Raw genomic sequence first — 21,323 nt, forward strand, 5'->3', positions numbered from 1 at the left:
GTTAGTTTGCCTCGCGCCAAGCTTGAAAGCCACCATCTAGACTGTAAACCTCATCGAAACCTTGTTCATTAAGGTACTGCGCGGCATTTTGGCTGCTGATGCCGTGATAGCAGACGACAATGAGCGGCTTATCCATATCGGCGTTACCAATATAGGCGGCGAGGTTCTCATTAGTAAGGTTGGTAGCGTTAGCGATATGTCCTGCCTCAAAGCTCGCGCTATCACGAATATCCACAATTTGGATATCTGTTGAGGACGCTTGCATTTGAATGAGTTGGTTGATGCTTAAGTGTTGAAAAGCTGACATAGAAAACCTGACGAAATAGAAAATATAGAGAGAGTGTGCAGTAAGGGGCTGCCGCTGTACAGCCCCAAATCTGTATCGGTTAATCCCAGCTTAAGATCACTTTTCCAGATTGACCTGAGCGCATGGCATCAAAGCCGGCTTGGAAATCATCAACTTTAAAGTGGTGGGTGATGATAGGTGAGATATCAAGACCTGATTGGATAAGACTTGCCATCTTATACCAAGTTTCAAACATCTCGCGGCCATAGATGCCCTTGATGATTAAGCCTTTGAAGATCACTTTACTCCAGTCGATAGCCATGTCACCGCCAGGAATACCTAGCATAGCCACTTTCCCGCCATGGTTCATGGTATCTAGCATGGAGTGGAATGCTGCTGGTACACCAGACATCTCTAGTCCCACGTCGAAGCCTTCAGTCATGCCAAGCTCTGCCATGACATCCTCAAGCTGTTCGGTTGCGACGTTTACAGCGCGAGTCGCGCCCATTTTACGCGCTAGCTCTAGGCGATACTCGTTGACATCGGTGATGACAACGTGACGAGCGCCAACATGGCGACACACGGCTGCTGCCATGATGCCGATAGGGCCCGCACCTGTGATCAACACATCTTCGCCGACTAAGTCGAATGATAAGGCCGTGTGGACGGCGTTGCCAAATGGATCGAAGATAGAGGCTAGATCATCTGAGATATCATCAGGGATCTTAAATGCGTTAAATGCTGGGATGACTAGGTATTCAGCAAAGGCACCATCGCGATTGACGCCCACCCCGGAAGTGTTACGACATAAGTGAGTGCGGCCTGCACGGCAGTTTCGGCAATGGCCACATGTGATGTGCCCTTCGCCCGATACGCGGTCTCCAATAGAGAAACCACGTACTTCTTGTCCAATTTCAACCACTTCACCAACATATTCATGACCCACAACCATAGGCACAGGAATGGTGTTTTGCGACCATTCATCCCAGTTGTAGATATGGACATCTGTGCCACAAATAGCCGTTTTACGGATCTTAATTAGCAGATCGTTATGGCCCACTTCAGGTTTTGGCGCATCGACCATCCAGATGCCTTCTTCAGGCTTTAATTTACTTAACGCTTTCATCATAGAGTCCTAAATAATGCCCATCTCTTTAGCGATGCGGGTGAAGGCATCGATGGCGCGATCTAACTGCTGGCGAGTATGGGCCGCTGACATTTGCGTGCGGATACGAGCTTGACCTTTAGGTACCACTGGGAAGGAGAATCCGACGACATAGATATTCTCTTCAAGTAAACGGTTAGCAAAATCACCGGCAAGCTTGGCATCACCAATCATCACTGGGATGATTGCATGATCCGCACCCCCTAAAGTAAAGCCTGCTTCGGTCATTTTTTCACGGAAATAACGACTATTTTCCCATACCGATTCACGCAGTGCTTGACCCGTTTTTAGCATTTCTAATACATGGATAGATGCCGTTACGATAGACGGTGCCAGAGAGTTAGAAAATAGGTAAGGACGAGAGCGCTGACGTAACCAATCAATGACCTCTTTCTTGCCCGATGTGAACCCGCCTGACGCGCCACCAAGGGCTTTACCTAAGGTACCGGTAATAATATCGACGCGGTCCATGACGTCGCAATATTCGTGGGTGCCACGACCATTCTGACCAATGAAGCCTACAGCATGAGAGTCATCAACCATCACTAATGCGCCATATTTATCGGCAAGATCACAAACCCCTTGGAGATTAGCAATGACCCCATCCATTGAGAACACACCATCGGTAGCGATCAGAATATGGCGTGCTCCCGCTTCTTTAGCGGCTTTAAGTTGAGACTCAAGATCGGCCATATCATTGTTGGCATAACGGAAACGTTTCGCCTTACATAGACGCACGCCATCGATGATTGAGGCGTGGTTGAGTGCATCGGAGATAATGGCATCTTCTGCGCTAAGCAGTGTCTCGAACAGACCTGCGTTCGCGTCAAAGCAAGATGAATAAAGAATGGTATCTTCCATGCCTAAAAATTCACTTAGGCTTGCTTCCAGTTGTTTGTGAATATCTTGAGTACCGCAAATAAAACGCACTGACGCCATACCGAAGCCATGATCAGTCAGGCCCTGTTGAGCGGCACTAATGAGTTCTGGATGGTTGGCGAGGCCAAGATAGTTGTTAGCGCAGAAGTTCATCACTTCAGCGCCGTTTACCTCTATTTCAGTTTTTTGAGGAGAGGCAATTACGCGCTCACTCTTGTATAAGCCTTCTGCTTTAACTTCAGCAAGCTGCTGGTTGATCTGGTTGTAGAATGAGGTCGTCGCCACCTGTAATCTCCTTCTTTTATATAATTATATTTTTAATATTGATGAGGTTGGCTCTGTGCATTTGATTCGAGAGAAACCACATCAATGATATAAGTTAGGAATCATTTTAGCCGTTATTGACGGCTTGAGTTTAGCTGTATCTGCCTGATTGATGAGTGCCTTAGTTTAGCTTAAATTCACTCATAATTTCTGTATGCTGTTTTGTGTCGCTATCGTTTGCGGCGCCTACGCCATGCGATAGATTGGCCGAATTCTAACCTTAAACAGGGCGCGTGCCACACACTTTTTTTGTGCTATTAACTAAGATAGTGCTAGCGCAACTTTCACATAACAAAAAGTAATGTGAAATGTCACATTTTGGGTGCTGATAAACTGAAGATTTAGGGGGAGCTAGCGATAACTAACGCAGCCCCCTGACGGCCTAATCTTCTTGCTCTGCCTTGGCAAGTGCTTGGTAATGTTGCTCTAGGCGGATAAAGGTCGGTTTAGAATTGGGGGTTGCATAAGCCTTAAATATCATCAGTACGCGCAAAAGTCCTTCATAGAGTGACGTTTTGGTGATCTCTGTGGTATTGGAGTGTGTTAGACGATTACTGATCCAGAAGCAGGCAACCATACGAATTGTGTCGGCCAATGGGGTGATCTCACTGTCATCAATCACCAATACACCATCTTGTTTTAATTTAGACAAAATGCCCGTTGCACGAGTTAAAAAACGTTGTTGAGTTTCTGTGTATAGGCGGTTCAGCTCTTCATCTCGGCCCAAAATAATCACCAAGTTGGCGTACATAAAGCGGAATTGCCATAAAGTGTAAAACAGAGCATCGAAATAGCCGATAAGTAGATCAACATCGACCTCTTCCCCCTCATAAGGTTGGAAACCCGACTCTAGATGTTGTTCGTAAAGGGTGAAGATGGAGCGAATAATGTCTTCTTTATTGCGAAAATGGTAGTAAAGGTTGCCCGGACTGATCCCCAGATGTGCGGCAATATGGTTGGTGGTAATGCTTCGTTCACCATGCTCGTTAAAGAGTGCCAGGCTGGTATGTACAATTTTGTCACGGGTTTTCATGCAGATCCTAAATGGGTCAGTTAAGAGTTGTACTCAATCACTCTCTAATGGGCGCTGTCAACGAAAGGCCACCCATTAAAATAGAAATTGAAAGGTAAACATGCTCTTAACAAAAGTCAATTGATGGCTAATCAGACCAGTGCCTATTTGGCATCACTATAGTTGTACGCTTAACTCGGATGCTTGGCAACTTTGAGGCTGTGCTAACGTTTGATAATGCTCCTCTAAACGGTTGAAGGTGGCAATAGAGGTTGGCGTGGCGTGTGCCTTGAAAATCATGATCACTCTGAGTAAGCCTTCATAAAGGCAAGTTTTGGTAATGGCAATAGAGGAGGAGTGGGTTTGTTTATAGCCAATCCAAAAACAGGCCACCATTCTCATGGTATCGGCTAGTGGCATGACCTTATCATCGTCAATATGCAATAGACCATCGCGCTTGAGCTGCCCTAAAATATTGCTAGAACGATCGAGAGCTAACTGCTGAACTTGCAGATAACGTTGCAGTAAGGCCTCGTCGCTGCTCAAGATATAGGTCAAGTTGGTATACATAAAACGGAAACGCCACAGGATGTCAAACATAGTATCGAAGTAACCAACCAGCAGCTCGACATCAACTGCTTTATTCTCATAGGGCTGAAATCCTGCGTGGAGGTGTGTTTCATACAGGCTAAAGATAGAGCGAATGATGTCTTCTTTATTCTTAAAGTGATAATAGAGGTTACCAGGACTAATCCCCAAATGTGCCGCAATATGGTTAGTGGTAATACGCCGCTCGCCCTTAGTATTGAATAGTTCTAGGCTAGCGTGGACAATTTTTTCACAGGTTTTCATGCTATTACCGCTGTTATGAGGTGAGTGATTTATCTTAACCTAAATAGGAGGCCAATCGAAAACGGGGTTGTTAGCACATGTAAATACCCTAATTGTCTCTGTTTTCTGTGCTTATGTTAGTATTACGGCAACTAAGTAAACAAAATGCAATCAAGCGCACACTTTTATGAATCGAATCTTATACTCTGCCCTGTTATATCTACTCTCTCCCTTATTGCTACTCTATTTGGCTATTCGTTCGATTAAAAGTCCCGCTTATCGCAGCCGCTGGAGTGAGCGTTTTGGTTTAAGCCAATTAGCCCCAACCGATCTGTTGATCCATTCCGTTTCAATGGGGGAAACGTTAGCGGCAATACCACTGATCAATAAAATCATGGCGAGCTATCCACAGCTAAGCATTACAGTGACGACAACCAGCCCCACAGGATCGGCGGAAGTAGTAAAAGCTTTTGGTGATCGAGTGCAGCATTGCTATCTACCGTTTGATTTGCCGCTATGTGTGCAACGGTTTTTATCTCAGTTGCAACCGAAAACCTGTATTATCATGGAGACTGAGCTTTGGCCAAATCTCGTTCATTTGGCAAAAAAGCGTGGCATAAAGTTAATGCTAGCCAACGCGCGTTTATCACCTAAATCCGCCACACAATATGAAAAGCGTGCAGCATTATCTGTGCCTATGTTACAAGCATTAGATATTATCGCCGCGCAATCAAAACCAGCTGCCGAACGTTTTATTGATCTCGGCACTGCACCTCATCAAGTTACTGTGTGTGGTAGTCTCAAGTTTGACCTCACCATTAAGTCTGAACTGTTTGAACATGCGTCGGCAATGCGACAGCGCTGGCAGCGAAAAAACGCCTCTATTTGGGTCGCAGGTAGCGTACATCCGGGTGAGTTTGATCTCATGCTGGCTGCACATAAGCGAGTGTTAGACGCTGACCCTAGTGCTCTATTAATAATGGTACCAAGACATCCTGAACAGTTTGATGCAGCGGCAAGCCGGGTGGTTGCCGCGGGTTTACGCCTTGCTCGGCGCAGTCTCAATGATAATGTCGACGAGCATACGCAAGTGCTGTTAGGTGACACCATGGGCGAGCTACTGAGTTTTTATGGTGCTGCGGATCAAGCATTTGTTGGTGGCACTTTAATAGCCAATGGTGGTCATAATCCGTTAGAACCAGCGGCAATGGGCTTGCCTGTATATGTTGGGCCTAATCATTGGGATTTTGCCGAAATCACCGAGTTACTTCGAGATGCTGGCGCATTAACTGTGGTCGATAGTGCAGAGTTGCTAGCGCTGCAGTTGAATAACAAATTTGCAGACAAGAGAGCTTACCTCACTGCCAGAGATGCTGGTTTAAAGGTGGTTGAAGAGAACAAAGGCGCGCTTGAGACGCAATTTGCACTTGCCTGCCGTTTAATAGAAGCGTAATTCCCGGCGCACAACCTGAGTCGTTTAACGGCTCGCCTCGGCATAGCCTGCTAGCAACTGTTGCCAGTCAGGCTCGCTAAAATGCAAGGATGCTAGCTTCGCTTTCTCCTTATTGAAGGATCGCAATAGGCGCGCTAAATTGGCCTGCTGCCAAGATGGAGAAGGAGGCCTTATTTCGCCTCTGTCGAAATCGATGAGGGTAAAGTCATCGCCGCTAATTAAGATGTTTTTCGCATTCAGGTCGGTATGATAGACGCCACGCTGGTGGAATTTGGCAATTAATTGTCCAAGTGCTTGCCACTGCTGCGCAGTCATCGGCAACTTGGACAGTTGAGCGACCAAATCTTGTGCCCCTTCAACACGCTCGATGATTATATCGCCACGATAGTGTATGCCACTGCGTTGAATCTGCGCCGCTATAGGCTTAGGGACGGCAAAACCTTCATCAAATAGCTGTTCTAGCAGTTTCAATTCTGCAATGGCGCGGGTCCGATTTAGGCCTGTGTAGAGGTAAGCATCGCGGCTCACTTTTTCTATTAAGCCACCACGATAGTAATGGCGTAATACCCATTGCGAATGATGGTTGTTAGTGACAGCGCTCGGATTGACAAACCAAGTGGTATAACGACCTTTCGAAGAGCCTGTAACACAGCCTATATCTTGCCAATAATCGACAGTAAACCAATCTGGTGTGATGGGTTTGAGTGCGGGCTGACAAAAAGCAATAAAGCCAGCATCAGTCGGTTTGATCTGCATAAGTGAATCGACTCAATTGGGTTGTTTGGCGCGAATAGGCTAATTGTACCCGATATTTACCCGCTGTCAGAACTCTTTGCGTGCTTAAGGGCTTGCATGACGGTTTCAAGATTTTCTTGCCAGGGTTTCGGCTGTGCTATGGACCACGACGCCTGTGAATTGAGCGCGCTAAATGCTGGCCGTATCGCTTGAGACGAATATTCACGGCTTAATATCGGCTTTATGGTGACCGGATGGTTAAGAAGTCCGTTTCGCTGCCCGCTCTCTGCTATCTGCTGAGCAAATTCATACCAAGAGACAGCCCCTAAATCGCTCCAGTGATAGCAAGGTGCTAATAGGTCAACTTGGGTTAGCCGCCAAATAAAATGTGCCAGCTCGATGGCCGATGTAGGGCTACCAACTTGATCCTTGATGACACTCAATGTTGTCTGCTGACGCATCACTCTGAGCATGGTTTTGACAAAGTTATTACCAAAGGGCGAGTAGATCCAGGCACTACGAATGAGCGTACTATTTTGAGGTTGGAGTTGCGTGAGCGCGTGTTCGCCCGCCAACTTTGACTTGCCGTAGACGTTGAGCGGATTCGGATGGTCATCGACTCCATAGGAGGCCTGCTGCGTGCCATCAAACACATAGTCACTCGACAAGTGAATAAGGCGAATATTTTGTTTAGCGCAGAGCGTGGCAAGGTGTTCAACCGCTGTTGCGTTAAGGTCGAAGGCTTTCTCGGGTTCTGATTCAGCTAGATCGACAGCGGTATAGCCGCTGGCGTTGATGATCGTGTTGACTTTGTGTTGGGTGAGGATATTTTCTAACTGATCTGCATGAGTGATATCAAGTTGTTGCCTGCCAAAAAATCGTGCAGTAACGCCACTTGGAAGCGTTGCCTTAAGTGCTTGCGCCACTTGTCCTTGCTGTCCGATCACCAATATAGGGTTACACATTGGCGATATCTGTGGGGGGATTTTGAGCAGAAATATGCGCGCACCAATCGAGATTGTCGAGATACCACTTCACCGTTTTTTCGAGACCGGTTTCAAAACTCTCCACGGGTTGCCAATGCAGTGTTTGAGTCATCTTGGTGGCATCAATCGCATAACGAGTGTCGTGTCCCGGCCTGTCTGAGACAAACCTGATTAGGGTGCTGAAGTCATTGATGCCCACTGGCTTGATACTGACGTGTTGATTGAGTTGTTCACAGATAGCGGCAACAATTTCTAAATTAGTTTTTTCATTATTGCCACCTATGTTGTAGCTTTCGCCTAGCTCACCTTCAAAGGCAACTTTACACAGGGCTTTAGCGTGATCATCCACAAATAACCAATCGCGCACCTGTTGGCCATTGCCATAAATAGGCAGCGGTTGTCCCTGCAGAGCATTGAGTATGACCACAGGGATCAACTTTTCAGGATATTGAAAGGCGCCATAATTGTTGGAGCAGTTAGATAATACCACCGGGAAGCCATAGGTTCGATGCCAGGCTCGAACGAGATGGTCGGCGGCTGCTTTACTGGCTGAATACGGGGAACTTGGTGCGTAGGCAGTTTGCTCGGTAAAGTAGCCTGACTCTCCTAAATTCCCGAATACCTCATCGGTAGATACATGGTGGAAACGAAACTGCTTTTTGAGATCCTCATCTAGGCTATTAAGATGCTTGCGACATTGTTCAAGTAGCTCAAAGGTGCCGATAATATTGCTGTCGATGAAAGCTCGTGGGTCATCGATTGAGCGATCAACATGTGTTTCAGCCGCCAAATGAATCACTAATGATATTTGATGGTGTTGCAGGGCGCTAAAAACCTTATCGCCCTCATTGATATCGGCGTGGATAAAGTGATATCTCGGGCTGTCAGCAATGGATGCCAATGACATCGTGTTGCTCGCATAGGTTAATTTATCTAAGTTAACCACGGTATGCGATGTGTGATTGATGAGGTGACGAATGAGCGCGGAACCAATAAATCCAGCACCACCAGTCACCAAAATTGCCCTATTTCCCATGGACGTTTCCTGCAGTTAGGCGGTTGAAGTCAAATAATTTCGCGTCATTAAAGCTGCCCGCTTGGCGATCTTTGTCAGAGATGATCAGTGGAACATTATTTTGTTTAGGCCAGTCAATGCCTAATTCTGTATCGTTCCACCTGATGCTATGTTCATCTTGTGGTGCATAGTAATCGGAGCAACGATAGTGGCACACGGCGGTTGCTGACAGGACGTAGAAACCATGGGCAAACCCTGCGGGGATCCACATTTGGCGGCGGTTGTTGGCGGATAAGTATTGCCCAGTCCATTGACCAAAAGTTGGGCTGCCAAGTCTTAAGTCGACACAGACATCAAATATCTCTCCAGCGATCACCCGTACTAACTTTCCTTGAGGCTGCTGGAGTTGGTAGTGTAGTCCGCGCAGTGTCCCTTGAGTGGATAAGCTTTGGTTATCTTGGACAAAATCGACACTGGCAATATGTTGTTTGAACCATGCATCACGAAAGGTTTCGAAAAAATGGCCGCGCTCATCGCCAAACACCTGTGGTTCGAGCAACTTTACATCAGCTATTGAAGTATGGATGATTTTCATAATTATTCGTAGCGGCTTATCACCGAAATTTGACCTCAATATAGGTCTAAACATGGAACCTAGTCACATTCTACATTAAACTCGGTGCGGATCCTTACGCCCATTAACTCCAGTGGCATCAAATTTTATGCATATCAATTTATCGACGATTCAATCCCTATGTTTACTTCGCCTATCTGCGATAGGGGACGTTTGTCATGCTGTGGCTATGGTACAGGCGATACAGCGACAACACCCTCAGATTCAGATCACTTGGGTGATAGGAAAAATTGAATACCAATTACTGAAGCATCTCCCTGGGGTGGATTTTGTGGTGTTCGATAAGTCACAGGGATGGCGGAGTTATTTCAATTTAAAGCAGGCGTTGGCGGGTAAACATTTTGATGTATTGCTGCACATGCAAGTCGCCTTGCGAGCGACGATCGCTTCTTTAGCCATTTCAGCTAAGGTGCGGATAGGCTTTGATCGCACGCGTGCCAAAGAGGGGCAGTGGTTAGTTACAAACCTTAGGGTAGAGCCTTTGAGCACCCCCCATGTGCTAGAAGGCTTTATGGGGTTTGCTAAGGCGCTAGGGGTTGAAGATTTAACACCTCGTTGGAATATTCCTGTGCCTGAGACAGATACTGACTTTGCAAAGCATATGATCCCTGATGCACATAAAACGTTAGTTATTTGCGCCGCTGCGAGTAAGGCTGAGCGCAATTGGTTGCCAGAGCGCTATGCTGCCGTTGCCGATCATGCTAGCGAGCAGGGGTACCGAGTTATATTGTGTGGCGGCCCCTCTAATTTGGAAAAACAACTGGCTGACGCGATTCAAGGTTTTGCGATACAGCCTATCGATAATCAAGTGGGCAATACCTCTTTGACACAGTTGCTGGCAGTGTTAAAACGCGCGTCGATAGTGCTGGCGCCAGATACGGGACCGGCTCACATGGCGGTGACCCAAGGCACGCCGGTTATTGGTCTTTATGCGCACTCTAATCCCGGTCGTACAGGCCCTTATACTTGTCTGGATTCTGTTGTTAGTGTGTATGATCAAGTTATCACGGCTCAAAAAGACGGTGAGATTTCTTGGGGAACACGTGCTAAAGGTGAACATTTAATGGCGTTAATTGACGTTGAGTCCGTTATCGTCCAATTTAATCGGGTGTCGCAACAGCTTAGTCACTAGTGGTAAACTGTTGCGAAGCTAGTCCTTCATGGATGATGAACGACATGAAAACGCGTTCTTTATGGAATAAAGGTTGGCTTATTTAAGGTAGGTCGAAGGGAAGAGTTGATGTCGAAAGCGCCGAAGTTTCTGTTTGTCCCAGTTTCCTCAGAAGAGGGGATTGGAGAGTATATGCGCTCTAAGATCCTTGCTGACGAGGTGGTGAGTCGTTGGCCTGATGCCGAAATAGAATTTGTTCTCAATAGTCATGCGCCATACAGTCAGCAGTGCCCCTATACCACCCACTTGGTGAACGACACGCCAACTAAGCGAGTGAAAGAGGTCAACGCTCTTATTACCGCGTTTAGGCCTGATGTGGTTATTTTTGATGCCGCAGGCCGTAAGGCACAGCTTCGCCATGCCCATAAATGTGGTGCTAAGGTTATCTTTATTAGCCAACATAAACGCAAACGGTCTCGGGGGATGAAAGTTGAGCGGGCGTTAGTCACCGACAGCCACTGGGTGGTCCAGCCTGAATTTGTGATTGGTGATATCAGTCAGTTTGATAAGTTAAAGCTCAACTTAATTAAACGAGCTTTCCCTATTTTTACTGGATCGATTTTCACCCAACCTAGCAGCCTAGTACAACAGGGGTTGTACACTAAATATGGCGTGATGCCAAAGCAGTACTTGCTTTATAGCGCCGGTTCAGGTGGACATAGTTTAGAATATCAACTTGCTGCAGATCTGTTCGCGCAGGTAGCTCAAGCGATTTTCAATCAAACGGGGATCCCTAGCTTGATGGTATTTGGGCCTAATTACCCTAACACGCTACCTCAACTCGATGGCGTTACAGTTATTGAGCAGCTTTCAAGTGTAGACTTCATTAACCTTCTTGACGGTGCTCAAGGAGCGATATTGAGCGGTGGTGACACTTTACTGCAAGCGATAGCACTTAAAGTCCCCACGTTAGCTGTTGCGGTATCTAAAGACCAACCTAGCCGAATAAAACAATGTGTTAATGAGGGGCTAGTGCTGCATTGTGAGCCTGAGACTGATGTCATGGTAAGTCAAGTTACGCAACTACTCAAACCATCAAGTTCGGAACAATTACGGAGCAAGATGGAGAGCGTGGGTGAAATCAAAGGACTTGATATCTGTATGGCTGAAGTCGCTCGCTTGTTAGACGCTGCACCGTGCCAATGAAGCGTATTGCGATTGCGATTGATAGCTTGGCCGGTGGTGGTGCCGAGAAAATCGTGCTGACATTAGCGGCAGAACTTAAACGCTTAGGGCATGCGCCACACCTGCTTGTGTTGACGCCGCACTGTGAGTATCAATTGCCAGCCGATATTCCTGTGCACTTTTGTTTCGATGAATCACAAAAGCAGAGTGATAGTATTTGGCGGGTGTCTCGCTCAGTTGAGGAGGTCAAGCGATGGGTGTCAGAGATAGAGGCAGAATATGGACTGTTCGATCTGTTTTTATCCAATCTTGATAAAACCAACTTATTGTTTACTCAGGCCAATTTATCACCGCTCTTTTGCATTGTTCATAACTCCATTGAAGAGGAGCTAAAGCGGCAGTTGAAATTGGGGCCGCTGGCGTACTTCAATATGTTGAGAGCCAAAAAGTCACTCAATGGTCAGCACCTAGTGACAGTATCAAAAGGCATAGAGCGTGAAATTATCGCGTGTCAGCGGATTTCTCCTCAATCGATTCGAACCATCTATAACCCCTTTGACCTAAAAGATATTCGTGGTCGTGCCGATGAGCTAAACCAAGCTATACCCGATGGGGACTTTATCATTCATGTTGGACGGGTCGCGAAGCAAAAACGCCATGACATTTTGTTCGCAGCGCTTGCCAAAATGAAGCATCAGTTACCCTTAGTGTTACTGTGCAGTAACCCTAAGAAGGCGATGAAGTTAGCGAACAAATATGGCGTGGCAGATCGTATTATCTGCCCGGGTTTTCAAGCTAACCCTTTTCCGTGGATCAAAAAAGCACGTCTATTGGCATTGAGTTCTGACTATGAAGGTCTACCCACAGTGTTATTGGAGTCGCTGATTTGTGGCACACCAGTGGTGAGCACAGATTGTCCACACGGGCCCAATGAGATTTTAACGGGCCCCTTAGCCGACTTCTTATCGCCAAGACGCGATGTAGACCAGCTAAGTGAGAAAATGGATGCCGCGCTCGGCGACTACCCCAACATGGAAGATATTGCTCTGTTTGAACACATTGAGATAGAGAAGATTGCTAAGACTTATTTAGCGTTAATTTAGATCACTGAGTTGACTAAATTCATTGATACCGAGTGTGCAGCGAGTCAGCCCGCTTTGTTGTATTCCTCTGAGAATATTTGCATTTTTAGCGAGATTTTCGCGACTGTTTTCGTTGTGATCTAGGTGGTAAGCCACTGCATAAAACTTAATGAGCTTTCGTTGTTTACCGCTGTTAATTAAACGCAGTGCGAACTCTCTATCCTCTGGCCCCCACCCTTCAAACTCAGCATTAAAACCATTCACATCAATGGCATCTTGACGCCAGAATGCTAAGTTGCAACCATGAATCCCCTCTATTGAGTTTCCTCTTTTTACGCTCGCGTATTGTTGTAAACGCCAACTACGAATGGCAAGTTCTCGCCCCCGCGCGATGCCACGAGAGAAGAAAGAGAGTTGAGTGGGACCTTGCAACGCTTTTTGGCTTAGGGCTGAGCTAAGTTTGACCCGTTTACCCGTAATGAAATAGCCTTTTTCGGCGACAGCTATATGGTCGGCAACAAAGTGTTTATCTAGGGACAGATCGCCATCAATCATAATGATGTAAGCATAGCGAGCGCGATTTATCGCTTTATTGCGGCTGCGTGACAATCGAAAGCCTTTATCTGCTTGCCAGCTGTGGATAAGCGGGACGGGAAAGTCAGGCGCTAGACGCTTAATCAACTCTGCGGTGGCGTTAGTAGAGCCATCATCTGCAATAATCACCTCGTCGGGAAGTCGCGTTTGAAGCGCGACACTTTGCAGCACGCAATTGAGTGCTGCAGGCCAGTTATAGGTCGTGATGATTAGGCTTGTTTTCATGATGATAATGTTGTCGAAGGTATTAAGCTTCTTATATAACCCATTGTGGCTAAGTGAGCGAATATATTGGTTTTTTTGTGTTTTATGGGTTAATTTTGCTGCAAGGTGGGGGCGTGGGTGTTTCTAGCTGTGGCGGGGTTGTTGTAAAAATGTGGCTGTGGCTAGGCGCTGGCTCATTGGTCAGCACCTAGCCCTGTACTGAGGTACTAGTACTTATGGCTTGGGTGAATTAAGCCAAATATAAAATTCAAAAAGGAGATTGGCAGTTTGGTTTTGCGCTGTTGCTTAAGCATATACCAGCGCCACGCTTGTTGTTTATATGCCAGCGCTTCTTCTTTAGAGAGCGAATCTTGATACATGTCACAATAATCTGCGATGTACTTTAACTCCCTCATTGGGATCTTTCCACGATACCCGCGTCCAGCATAATGAATGAAACTGGCTTGCTGATAATCATCTGCGCCAAGTAGTGGCATGCGATTGAAGCTTTTGTCTACAGAGATATTGTTAATATTGTCACGGCGGATCAGATAATTAATATAGGTCTGATCGTAGAATTTAACCTCATTGCAGACCTGTTGCATCTCTTCTGCACTGGCATTTTTAAATAGGCCAGTTTGCTTTGAGACCAAAATCATTCCTGAGTTAAAGTAGATCATTTTGTCTTTCTCTATTGGCCAGTTAACCTCTCCGAGAATCGAATTAATTTGCACTGATTGCTGTGACCTGTCGATATAGGCACCTTCATTGAACATGTAGACGGTGTCTAGTGAGGGATATTTTTCAAAGATATTCTCTGCCCAAGGAGTGACAAGCATATCGGCATCTAAATACAAAACGCGATCATACTCTTTGAGTAGCTCGATCATGTACAGCTTTTCTGACCACGCTGGACTTGCATCAAATTTCTTATTATTTACATTGAGTTTGTAATGGAGCTCATCAGAGACGATGACATCGGCGCCGACTTTTTCGCCATACTGCTTAAAACTCGCAATGGCGGCTCTGTACATGGGGTTATCGCCAATGGCGAGAGTAAATATTGCTTTTTTCATTTGCAAGCCTTTGAGATTGTTGAGTTGCGGAGCAACCTAAATCATTGAAATATATGTCTCATAAACATTTTTTACCGATATATCGGAAACATAGCCTTTCCCCTCACTCGCATATAGCACTTGTGCCATATCAGATGTCGGGGGCGCCCAATAGGGTTTTTTAGCTCGCATTAAGGCGATAAGCGGCGTATGAGCCGCGGTTGCAAAATGCATTATCGCTGTTTCAACTGTGATAACGAGATCCGCAGCGGCTATCATGGCGGGTAGTTCAAAAAAGTGATCCTGCACCGTAAACACTGCAACATTGCTTTGCTGCGCTGCCAAGCTCGATGCGACAAGTTCACACGCTCGTGAATACTGTTCTTTCGTCACGTTAAGGACTACACGACCATCGGGTCGGTGTTGCAGAATTAACTCAATTAGCTCAATAACCTGCTCTTCACTCCAATCTCTTTTGGTATTGGTCGACAGATAGTTAATTAAGATGATCTTTCCTGATTGTTGGCCAAACGCTTTTATTAGCCATTGTTGCGTATTGCTGCAATAGGTTTCATCAATCCGTAAGGCTGGCATAAAGTCAGGCTTAGACAGTGTAAGTCCGGCAATGTCATGCAGTATGGTGTAAAAACGGTCGGTAATATGATGATCTTGCGCTAATCGGTTGGCATCTAGCTGATATAAATTATCACTATGGCGAAAGATGATCTTGTTAAGCAAACCTTTAAATGGCGCTTTGGCGATACTTGAAACAATAAGTGCATTAGGAGATATTTGCCGAGCAAGTGCTGAAAACTGCTGACTCTTACTACCCGAGTGACAGATGATCACGTCATATTGATATTGCTTTGCTTGCGCAATCTGGGTCGTTTGGTGAGCCACTGAGTCAGTGCAGCCAAAACTGCGGTTAAAGGCGGGTTCAGCTTCAATCCATTGTTGTAATATTTTGCTGCGAGATAATCGCCAAGCATCATTATTACAACGGTTATCGTCTAACCAAATATCTAGCTCAATATGTGGATTCTGTTGCTTTAATGCAATTAGAAAGGTTTTTAGATATAGAAAATCACCTAGGGCCACAGGCGACATAAACAACAACCGCTGACAATGATTCAGTTGTTCTTGGGAGATGATAGACATAATTACAGGTATCCGTTTTCTAGTGGCTTAAGCATACCTTGTATTGTGAAGGTTTAAAAAAGTTACCGTGAAATATGCGGTAAAAAATCGACTTTTACCTATCGAGTGCACCCATTGAGTGCGTGGATGTAGTAACCCAATCTCAATATGTTATTATTCAGGCTGTATTATGGTAGTCACGGCATACTGTGACTTAACGGCGATAGTGAAGGCTCATTTTGATTTGCTTTGATGCATTACACCCTTATTACTTACCTCAGTATTTTCCTGTTATGAATGAGTTGCGTGCTCGTGGTGAACAGGTGCATTTTGTGGTCTACAAAAGTGTAGAGCAACAAGGTGTTCTCGACGCCTTAGTGGCAAAGTATCAACTTCCTGTGACTTGGGTGGATAATGAAGAGCAAGCCTTAGCATTTTACTTGGCGAAAAAGCCAACTTGGGTCATATTTGGCAATACATTTGAACATGCTGAAAAATTAAAGGGTATTTGCCGTACAGCGTTAATGCAGCATGGTATTGGCCCTAAGGCCTGTTATTACACGGTTTCCGATTCGGAATTTGATGTGCGCTTTGTTGAAGGTCAGTACCGCCTAAATCGTTTACAGCAGATGTATCCAACTAAGCAATTCATTGATACGGGTTATGCCAAGTTAGATCCTATTATTCAGGGTGTTGAGCCTGGGTTAGATTTGGCGGCACTTGGACTCGATCCCACTAAACCTACCTTATTGTATGCCCCGACGTTCTACCCCAGTAGCATCGAAAAAATGGCCAAACATTGGCCTGCAGAATTCAGCGAATACAACATTTTGCTAAAACCCCATTACTTTTCATTAAGTAAACCTGCTTATAAAAAGCAGAAGCAGCTTTTGGAGCATTGGGCCAGCTTTGATAATGCCTATTTAGCCAGTGCCGAGCAGGCTAATTTATTGCCCTTTATGGCCAGTGCAGATCTGCTCATTAGTGACGCGTCGTCGGCACTGTTTGAGTTTGCTGCCCTAGATAAACCAGTCGTATGGTGTGACTTTTATCATCTACGCTGGAGTTATCGTGGCATCTTCAAGTTTCGTTTTAATCAGCGTATGGATGAAGACCTGTACCGATATGCTGGTGTCGCTGTTCATGCAAAAACATACAAGATGCTAAAATCAGTCGTTGATCAGCAAATTAGTGAACCAGACTCTTTTGCATCGCAACGTGCACAGTACACCTATGAGTTAGCTGGTAACGTTGATGGTAGATGTAGCGAGCGCATCGTTAATTTCCTTTTATCCGAGTAATTAGATGAGAATAATCACTTTTGGTACGTTCGATATGTTCCATATTGGACATTTAAACATTATGGAGCGCGCTAAAGCTTCAGGGACTCATCTAACGGTAGGTGTGTCTTCTGATGCGCTTAACTTTTCTAAAAAGCAACGTTTCCCCGTATGTTGCGAGCGTGATCGAATGCGTATCGTTAAGGCTCTAGCTTGTGTTGATGAGGTATTTTTAGAAGAATCATTAGAGCTTAAAGCCGAATATATTGCTGCACACAAAGCAGATTGCTTAGTGATGGGGGATGATTGGCAAGGTAAGTTTGATCATTTGAAACCACTGTGTGAAGTTATCTATTTACCAAGAACACCAGCAATTTCGACCACGCAGCTTATTGAAGTCGTCAAAGAGATTCCATAGTCATTACTGGTAATTGATGGCTGCGATTTTTAGAGGCTTATTAGCCTATCAGCAATGATAATTTTTGAAAATCGATACAGGTTTGGGTATGTGTCCGTGCGACAATATTGCGTAAATTTCAACGTTGCGGATGTCTCAATGATCGCGCTTTAATGATTTCCTTGATTAATGTATAGCGCTTTTATATTAGGTCACGCCTAACATCATCGTAATAAAAAAGTGTAAAGCTAACCGCACTCGATAAAATTAGGTACAATATGCGGTCTAATTTTCGCAAAAGAATAGAGTGTTATGAAGGTTTCTCTACCAGCATTTGAAAAAGCCAAAGTACTTGTGGTCGGTGATGTCATGCTAGACCGATATTGGACTGGACCGACTGGACGAATTTCTCCTGAAGCCCCTGTACCCGTTGTGCGAATTAATCAAATTGAAGATCGCCCAGGCGGCGCCGCAAACGTCGCGTTAAATATTGCCACCTTAGGTGGACAGGTATCTTTGGCTGGTATCGTCGGTCAAGACGAAACGGCACAGGCCCTAACGACTGGTATCCAAGCATTAGGCGTAGAGCCTAAGTGGCACACGGTCAGCGACCTCCCTACCATTACCAAACTGCGCGTGATGTCGCGTAATCAGCAGCTTATTCGCCTCGATTTTGAAGAAGCTTTTCCTGCAGCGGAGAGTGAGGCGTTACTTGCGAGTGCCACAGAGCAGCTATCGTCCGTTGATGTGGTGATTCTGTCTGATTATGCCAAAGGTGCATTAGCTGAGCCGCAAGCATTTATTGCGCAGGCAAAAGCGGCAGGCGTTAAGGTGCTAGTCGATCCTAAGGGCAGCGATTTTTCTCGCTACCGTGGTGCAACCTTACTCACCCCCAATTTGGCTGAATTTGAATTGGTCGTTGGAGAGGTAACCTCCGAGGCAGACTTAGTCGCAAAGGCACAAGGTTTACTTGAAGAGTTTGACTTTGAGGCCTTGCTAGTGACGCGTTCAGAGAAAGGGATGACCTTAATTACCGCGGGTAAGCCTGAACTGCATATTCCCACCGTGGCGCGAGAAATTCATGATGTCACGGGGGCTGGCGATACCGTTATTTCGGCGCTGGCGACGGCATTAGCTGCGGGGAGTTCATTGCCTGAAGCTTGTGCGATTGCCAACACTGCCGCGGGTATCGTGGTAGCTAAATTGGGAACGTCAACGGTCAGCCGTATCGAGCTTATCGATGCCTTATCACAGTCTCGCTCAGAAATGGGTTATGGGGTCGTGTCGGAAGAGCAGCTGATCTATGCACTCGAAGAGGCCAAATTACGCGGCGAACGAGTAGTGATGACCAACGGTTGCTTTGATATTTTACATGCGGGTCATGTGAGCTATCTGCAAGAGGCTAGGGCCTTGGGTGATAGATTAATCGTTGCCGTTAATGATGACGACTCAGTCAGACGTTTAAAGGGTGACGGCCGGCCTGTAAACTCTGTCGATCGTCGTATGGCAGTCTTAGCTGGACTCGCGTCGGTAGACTGGGTTGTGCCCTTTAGCGAAGACACCCCACAACGTATTATCTCTGGTTTGTTGCCGGATCTCTTAGTAAAAGGTGGTGATTATAAAATTGAAGAGATTGCTGGTGGCGAAGAGGTGATTGCTGCGGGTGGAGTGGTGAAGGTGCTCTGTTTTGAAGATGGTATTTCAACCACCAAAATTATTCAGAACATCATGGCAAATCAATAATTTAATAGAATATAGAATAGGTTTCTGCGCTGAATGCACTCGGTGCAGAAAGTGGTTTTCTTGTAATAGGGCACGCATGTCATGCACACAAGAGCAATATACCCAGGCACATTTGATCCGGTAACCAATGGCCATGCCGATCTCATTGAGCGAGCGGCAAAACTGTTTAAACACGTCATTATCGGTATTGCGACCAACCCGTCAAAGCAGCCACGCTTCACATTAGCGCAACGGGTGGAGTTGGTTAGGCAAGTCACTGCACACCTTGATAACGTAGAAGTGGTTGGTTTTAGCGGATTACTTGTGGACTTTGCTAAAGAGCAACATGCTAGTGTGTTGGTGCGTGGTATTCGTGCGGTATCGGACTTTGAGTATGAGTTTCAGCTGGCCAGTATGAACCGTCGCCTAGATGAAAACTTAGAAAGTGTGTTTTTAACACCAGCAGAAGAGAACACATTCATCTCCTCTTCGTTGGTGAAAGAGGTGGCATTACACGGTGGTGATGTCAGTCAATTTGTTCACCCCGTAGTGAGCAAAGCATTGTTAAAAAAGGATTGAGTGTTGGTTATGCATAGAAAAATACAGACTTTTGCAGCGGGAGTTCTGTCTGCCGCTTGTTTATTGCTCTCTGTGAGTGTCCAGTCGGCACCTTGGGTTGATGTCTCTGATGTCTACCTTAGAGCCGACATTCAAGCGCTTGCCGATGTTGGCGTGATCACTGTACCGGTCAATACCTATCCGTTAATGTGGTCAGGTATTGGTGTTGATTTAGGTAAGACTGAGGCGTCGACCTTGTCTCCAGCGCTAGCCGATGCCTACGCGCGGGTTAATTTTTATTATCGTAATGCGGTTAACAACCGCGGCAATACACGGATAAAAGCGGCTGCGGCAACTGATGCAGCGCGTTTTCAGCATTTTGGCTCAGATTATCGTGAACAAGGGGAAATTACCGCTTCTCACGAATATATGGGCGATCGCTTTGCCTTTAAAGTAACAGCATCGGCTAATTACGATCCGTTCGACGAAAAAGAGTTTCGTCTGGATGACTCCTATTTTGCCGTCGCATTAGGTAATTGGATGGTGACGGCTGGTGCGGTTGAACAGTGGTGGGGACCAGGGTTTGATTCGGCACTGCATAAATCTAATAATGCCCGCCCAGCCCCAGCATTGATGCTATCACGTAATAATGCCGCGGCATTTGAAACACCTTGGCTGTCTTGGGTTGGTCCTTGGACGCTTACGACGGGGATTAGTATGCTCGAAGAGGAGCGTGCTGTTGAAAATCCGTTGGTGTGGAATTTTCGTGGCACGATTAGACCTATTCAGCAATTAGAAATGGGGGTCTCTTGGACCACTATGTTCTGTGGGGAAGGTGAAGAGTGCGGTTTGTCGACGTTATGGGATGCGATGACAGGCAAAGCAACTTGTCCTGATGGCAGTACAAATTGTGATGATGCGCTGCAATCTAAAATCGGTAACCAGATGGCGGGTTTTGATATTCGCTATGGCGATACTTGGTTCGATATTCCGGTCGGTATCTATTTAGAGCGCACCTGTGAAGATTCGAGTGGCCCAATGCCTTGGGATTTGGCGGACTGCGCTAAGATGTTTGGTGTCGACACGCGCTTTGACTTTGATAGCCAACAGTACAAGCTGTTTTTTGAATACACAGATACCATGGTGGCTTGTGGTGAGAATCAAAACGCCTTTAACTGTTTTTATGAACATATCACCTACCAAAGTGGCTCACGTTACTATGGCCGTTCACTTGGCAGTACCTATGACAGCGACGCGAAAGTCTATGTTTTGGGCTTAATCGGTCAGTTTGCCAATAGCCGAGGGATCACTTCAATTCTGCGTTATGCTCAGTTGAATAAAGATGGTGCAAACCGAGGTGGGGAGTGGGCGCCACAGCCACTGAAAGAAGACCTCTTGATGCTAGAGCTAAGCTATCGCATGCCAATTTGGATGGGGATGATGAGTGTTGGTGGTACAGTGTCACAATCTGAGTTTGAAACCTTAGATAAAGATACCAATGCCACTCTATTTGGCACTTACGAGTATCGCTTTTAAGCGTTACATTGGTTTAAGGTTCTAGCAGCGAGGTGTTAACCTTCTTGCTAGAACCTAGAACCTAGAACCTAGAACCTAGAACCTAGAACCTAGAACCTAGAACCTAGAACCTAGAACCTAGAACCTAGAACCTAGAACCTAG

At 45.9% G+C, this 21,323-nt stretch carries 21 protein-coding genes; 9 read left to right on the top strand and 12 right to left on the bottom strand.

Going from position 1 to position 21,323, the window contains the following annotated elements:
• Window position 1 precedes the first annotated feature (1 nt).
• From glpE to L876_RS0114920, 5 genes are all read right to left on the bottom strand, one after another.
• Window positions 2-307, bottom strand: coding sequence for a thiosulfate sulfurtransferase GlpE (gene glpE, locus L876_RS0114900; RefSeq protein WP_028764534.1), 306 nt, complete (start codon window positions 305-307; stop codon window positions 2-4).
• A 79-nt stretch (window positions 308-386) separates the two neighbouring features.
• Window positions 387-1,412, bottom strand: a complete 1,026-nt coding sequence (tdh, locus tag L876_RS0114905) for an L-threonine 3-dehydrogenase (protein ID WP_028764535.1) — start codon at window positions 1,410-1,412, stop codon at window positions 387-389.
• A 9-nt stretch (window positions 1,413-1,421) separates the two neighbouring features.
• Window positions 1,422-2,615: a glycine C-acetyltransferase gene (locus tag L876_RS0114910; RefSeq protein WP_028764536.1), complete on the bottom strand. Its 1,194-nt coding sequence runs from the start codon at window positions 2,613-2,615 to the stop codon at window positions 1,422-1,424.
• A 421-nt stretch (window positions 2,616-3,036) separates the two neighbouring features.
• Window positions 3,037-3,687: a TetR/AcrR family transcriptional regulator gene (locus L876_RS0114915; RefSeq protein ID WP_028764537.1), complete on the bottom strand. Its 651-nt coding sequence runs from the start codon at window positions 3,685-3,687 to the stop codon at window positions 3,037-3,039.
• A gap of 156 nt (window positions 3,688-3,843) precedes the next feature.
• Window positions 3,844-4,518 (bottom strand): TetR/AcrR family transcriptional regulator, encoded by a 675-nt coding sequence (locus L876_RS0114920; protein WP_028764538.1) that lies wholly within the window; start codon window positions 4,516-4,518, stop codon window positions 3,844-3,846.
• Between the two features lie 166 nt (window positions 4,519-4,684).
• Here L876_RS0114920 and waaA point away from each other — a divergent pair, with 166 nt between their 5' ends.
• Entirely contained in the window at window positions 4,685-5,950 is a 1,266-nt protein-coding gene (waaA, locus tag L876_RS0114925) for a lipid IV(A) 3-deoxy-D-manno-octulosonic acid transferase (RefSeq protein ID WP_028764539.1), read from the top strand.
• A gap of 24 nt (window positions 5,951-5,974) precedes the next feature.
• Here the strand turns inward: waaA and L876_RS0114930 are convergent, their stop codons facing one another.
• From L876_RS0114930 to rfbC, 4 genes are read right to left on the bottom strand one after another with little or no spacing between them, the layout of a single operon-like run.
• Window positions 5,975-6,706 carry a 3-deoxy-D-manno-octulosonic acid kinase gene (locus L876_RS0114930; protein ID WP_028764540.1) on the bottom strand — a complete coding sequence of 244 codons (732 nt, stop codon included), beginning with the start codon at window positions 6,704-6,706 and terminating at the stop codon, window positions 5,975-5,977.
• Between the two features lie 56 nt (window positions 6,707-6,762).
• Window positions 6,763-7,650 (bottom strand): dTDP-4-dehydrorhamnose reductase, encoded by an 888-nt coding sequence (rfbD, locus tag L876_RS0114935; RefSeq protein ID WP_028764541.1) that lies wholly within the window; start codon window positions 7,648-7,650, stop codon window positions 6,763-6,765.
• Window positions 7,643-8,707, bottom strand: a complete 1,065-nt coding sequence (gene rfbB / locus L876_RS0114940) for a dTDP-glucose 4,6-dehydratase (protein WP_037428892.1) — start codon at window positions 8,705-8,707, stop codon at window positions 7,643-7,645. Before rfbB ends, rfbD begins: the two co-directional genes overlap by 8 nt.
• Window positions 8,697-9,281: a dTDP-4-dehydrorhamnose 3,5-epimerase gene (gene rfbC / locus L876_RS21865; protein ID WP_037428893.1), complete on the bottom strand. Its 585-nt coding sequence runs from the start codon at window positions 9,279-9,281 to the stop codon at window positions 8,697-8,699. Before rfbC ends, rfbB begins: the two co-directional genes overlap by 11 nt.
• Window positions 9,282-9,408: 127 nt before the next feature.
• On the opposite strand from rfbC, the gene L876_RS0114950 reads away from it, so the two are divergent.
• From L876_RS0114950 to L876_RS0114960, 3 genes are all read left to right on the top strand, one after another.
• Complete coding sequence (locus L876_RS0114950; protein ID WP_028764543.1) at window positions 9,409-10,452, top strand: glycosyltransferase family 9 protein; 1,044 nt, start codon at window positions 9,409-9,411, stop codon at window positions 10,450-10,452.
• Between the two features lie 108 nt (window positions 10,453-10,560).
• Window positions 10,561-11,637 carry a hypothetical protein gene (locus L876_RS0114955; RefSeq protein ID WP_028764544.1) on the top strand — a complete coding sequence of 359 codons (1,077 nt, stop codon included), beginning with the start codon at window positions 10,561-10,563 and terminating at the stop codon, window positions 11,635-11,637.
• Entirely contained in the window at window positions 11,634-12,719 is a 1,086-nt protein-coding gene (locus L876_RS0114960) for a glycosyltransferase (RefSeq protein ID WP_028764545.1), read from the top strand. The genes L876_RS0114955 and L876_RS0114960 overlap by 4 nt, the downstream gene beginning before the upstream one ends.
• Here L876_RS0114960 and L876_RS0114965 read toward each other — a convergent pair.
• The 3 genes from L876_RS0114965 to L876_RS0114980 all read right to left on the bottom strand — a co-directional run bounded on the left by L876_RS0114965 (window position 12,711) and on the right by L876_RS0114980 (window position 15,709).
• Window positions 12,711-13,517 (bottom strand): glycosyltransferase family 2 protein, encoded by an 807-nt coding sequence (locus L876_RS0114965; RefSeq protein WP_028764546.1) that lies wholly within the window; start codon window positions 13,515-13,517, stop codon window positions 12,711-12,713. The genes L876_RS0114960 and L876_RS0114965 overlap by 9 nt on opposite strands.
• A 206-nt stretch (window positions 13,518-13,723) precedes the next feature.
• Window positions 13,724-14,572 (bottom strand): glycosyltransferase, encoded by an 849-nt coding sequence (locus tag L876_RS0114975; RefSeq protein ID WP_028764547.1) that lies wholly within the window; start codon window positions 14,570-14,572, stop codon window positions 13,724-13,726.
• 36 nt (window positions 14,573-14,608) lie between these two features.
• Window positions 14,609-15,709: a glycosyltransferase family 9 protein gene (locus L876_RS0114980; RefSeq protein WP_028764548.1), complete on the bottom strand. Its 1,101-nt coding sequence runs from the start codon at window positions 15,707-15,709 to the stop codon at window positions 14,609-14,611.
• Window positions 15,710-15,927: 218 nt separating this feature from the next.
• Here L876_RS0114980 and L876_RS0114985 point away from each other — a divergent pair, with 218 nt between their 5' ends.
• From L876_RS0114985 to L876_RS0115005, 5 genes are all read left to right on the top strand, one after another.
• Window positions 15,928-16,989, top strand: a complete 1,062-nt coding sequence (locus L876_RS0114985) for a CDP-glycerol glycerophosphotransferase family protein (protein ID WP_028764549.1) — start codon at window positions 15,928-15,930, stop codon at window positions 16,987-16,989.
• 4 nt (window positions 16,990-16,993) lie between these two features.
• A complete protein-coding gene (locus L876_RS0114990) occupies window positions 16,994-17,386 on the top strand; it encodes an FAD synthase family protein (RefSeq protein ID WP_028764550.1) in 393 nt (130 codons plus the stop codon).
• 291 nt (window positions 17,387-17,677) lie between these two features.
• Window positions 17,678-19,108: a bifunctional D-glycero-beta-D-manno-heptose-7-phosphate kinase/D-glycero-beta-D-manno-heptose 1-phosphate adenylyltransferase HldE gene (hldE, locus tag L876_RS0114995; protein ID WP_028764551.1), complete on the top strand. Its 1,431-nt coding sequence runs from the start codon at window positions 17,678-17,680 to the stop codon at window positions 19,106-19,108.
• Between the two features lie 81 nt (window positions 19,109-19,189).
• Window positions 19,190-19,666 carry a pantetheine-phosphate adenylyltransferase gene (gene coaD, locus L876_RS0115000; RefSeq protein ID WP_028764552.1) on the top strand — a complete coding sequence of 159 codons (477 nt, stop codon included), beginning with the start codon at window positions 19,190-19,192 and terminating at the stop codon, window positions 19,664-19,666.
• A 9-nt stretch (window positions 19,667-19,675) separates the two neighbouring features.
• Window positions 19,676-21,181, top strand: a complete 1,506-nt coding sequence (locus tag L876_RS0115005) for a capsule assembly Wzi family protein (protein WP_028764553.1) — start codon at window positions 19,676-19,678, stop codon at window positions 21,179-21,181.
• Window positions 21,182-21,323 lie beyond the last annotated feature (142 nt).

The organism is Shewanella colwelliana ATCC 39565 (assembly GCF_000518705.1).
GTDB classification, from domain to species: Bacteria; Pseudomonadota; Gammaproteobacteria; order Enterobacterales; family Shewanellaceae; genus Shewanella; species Shewanella colwelliana.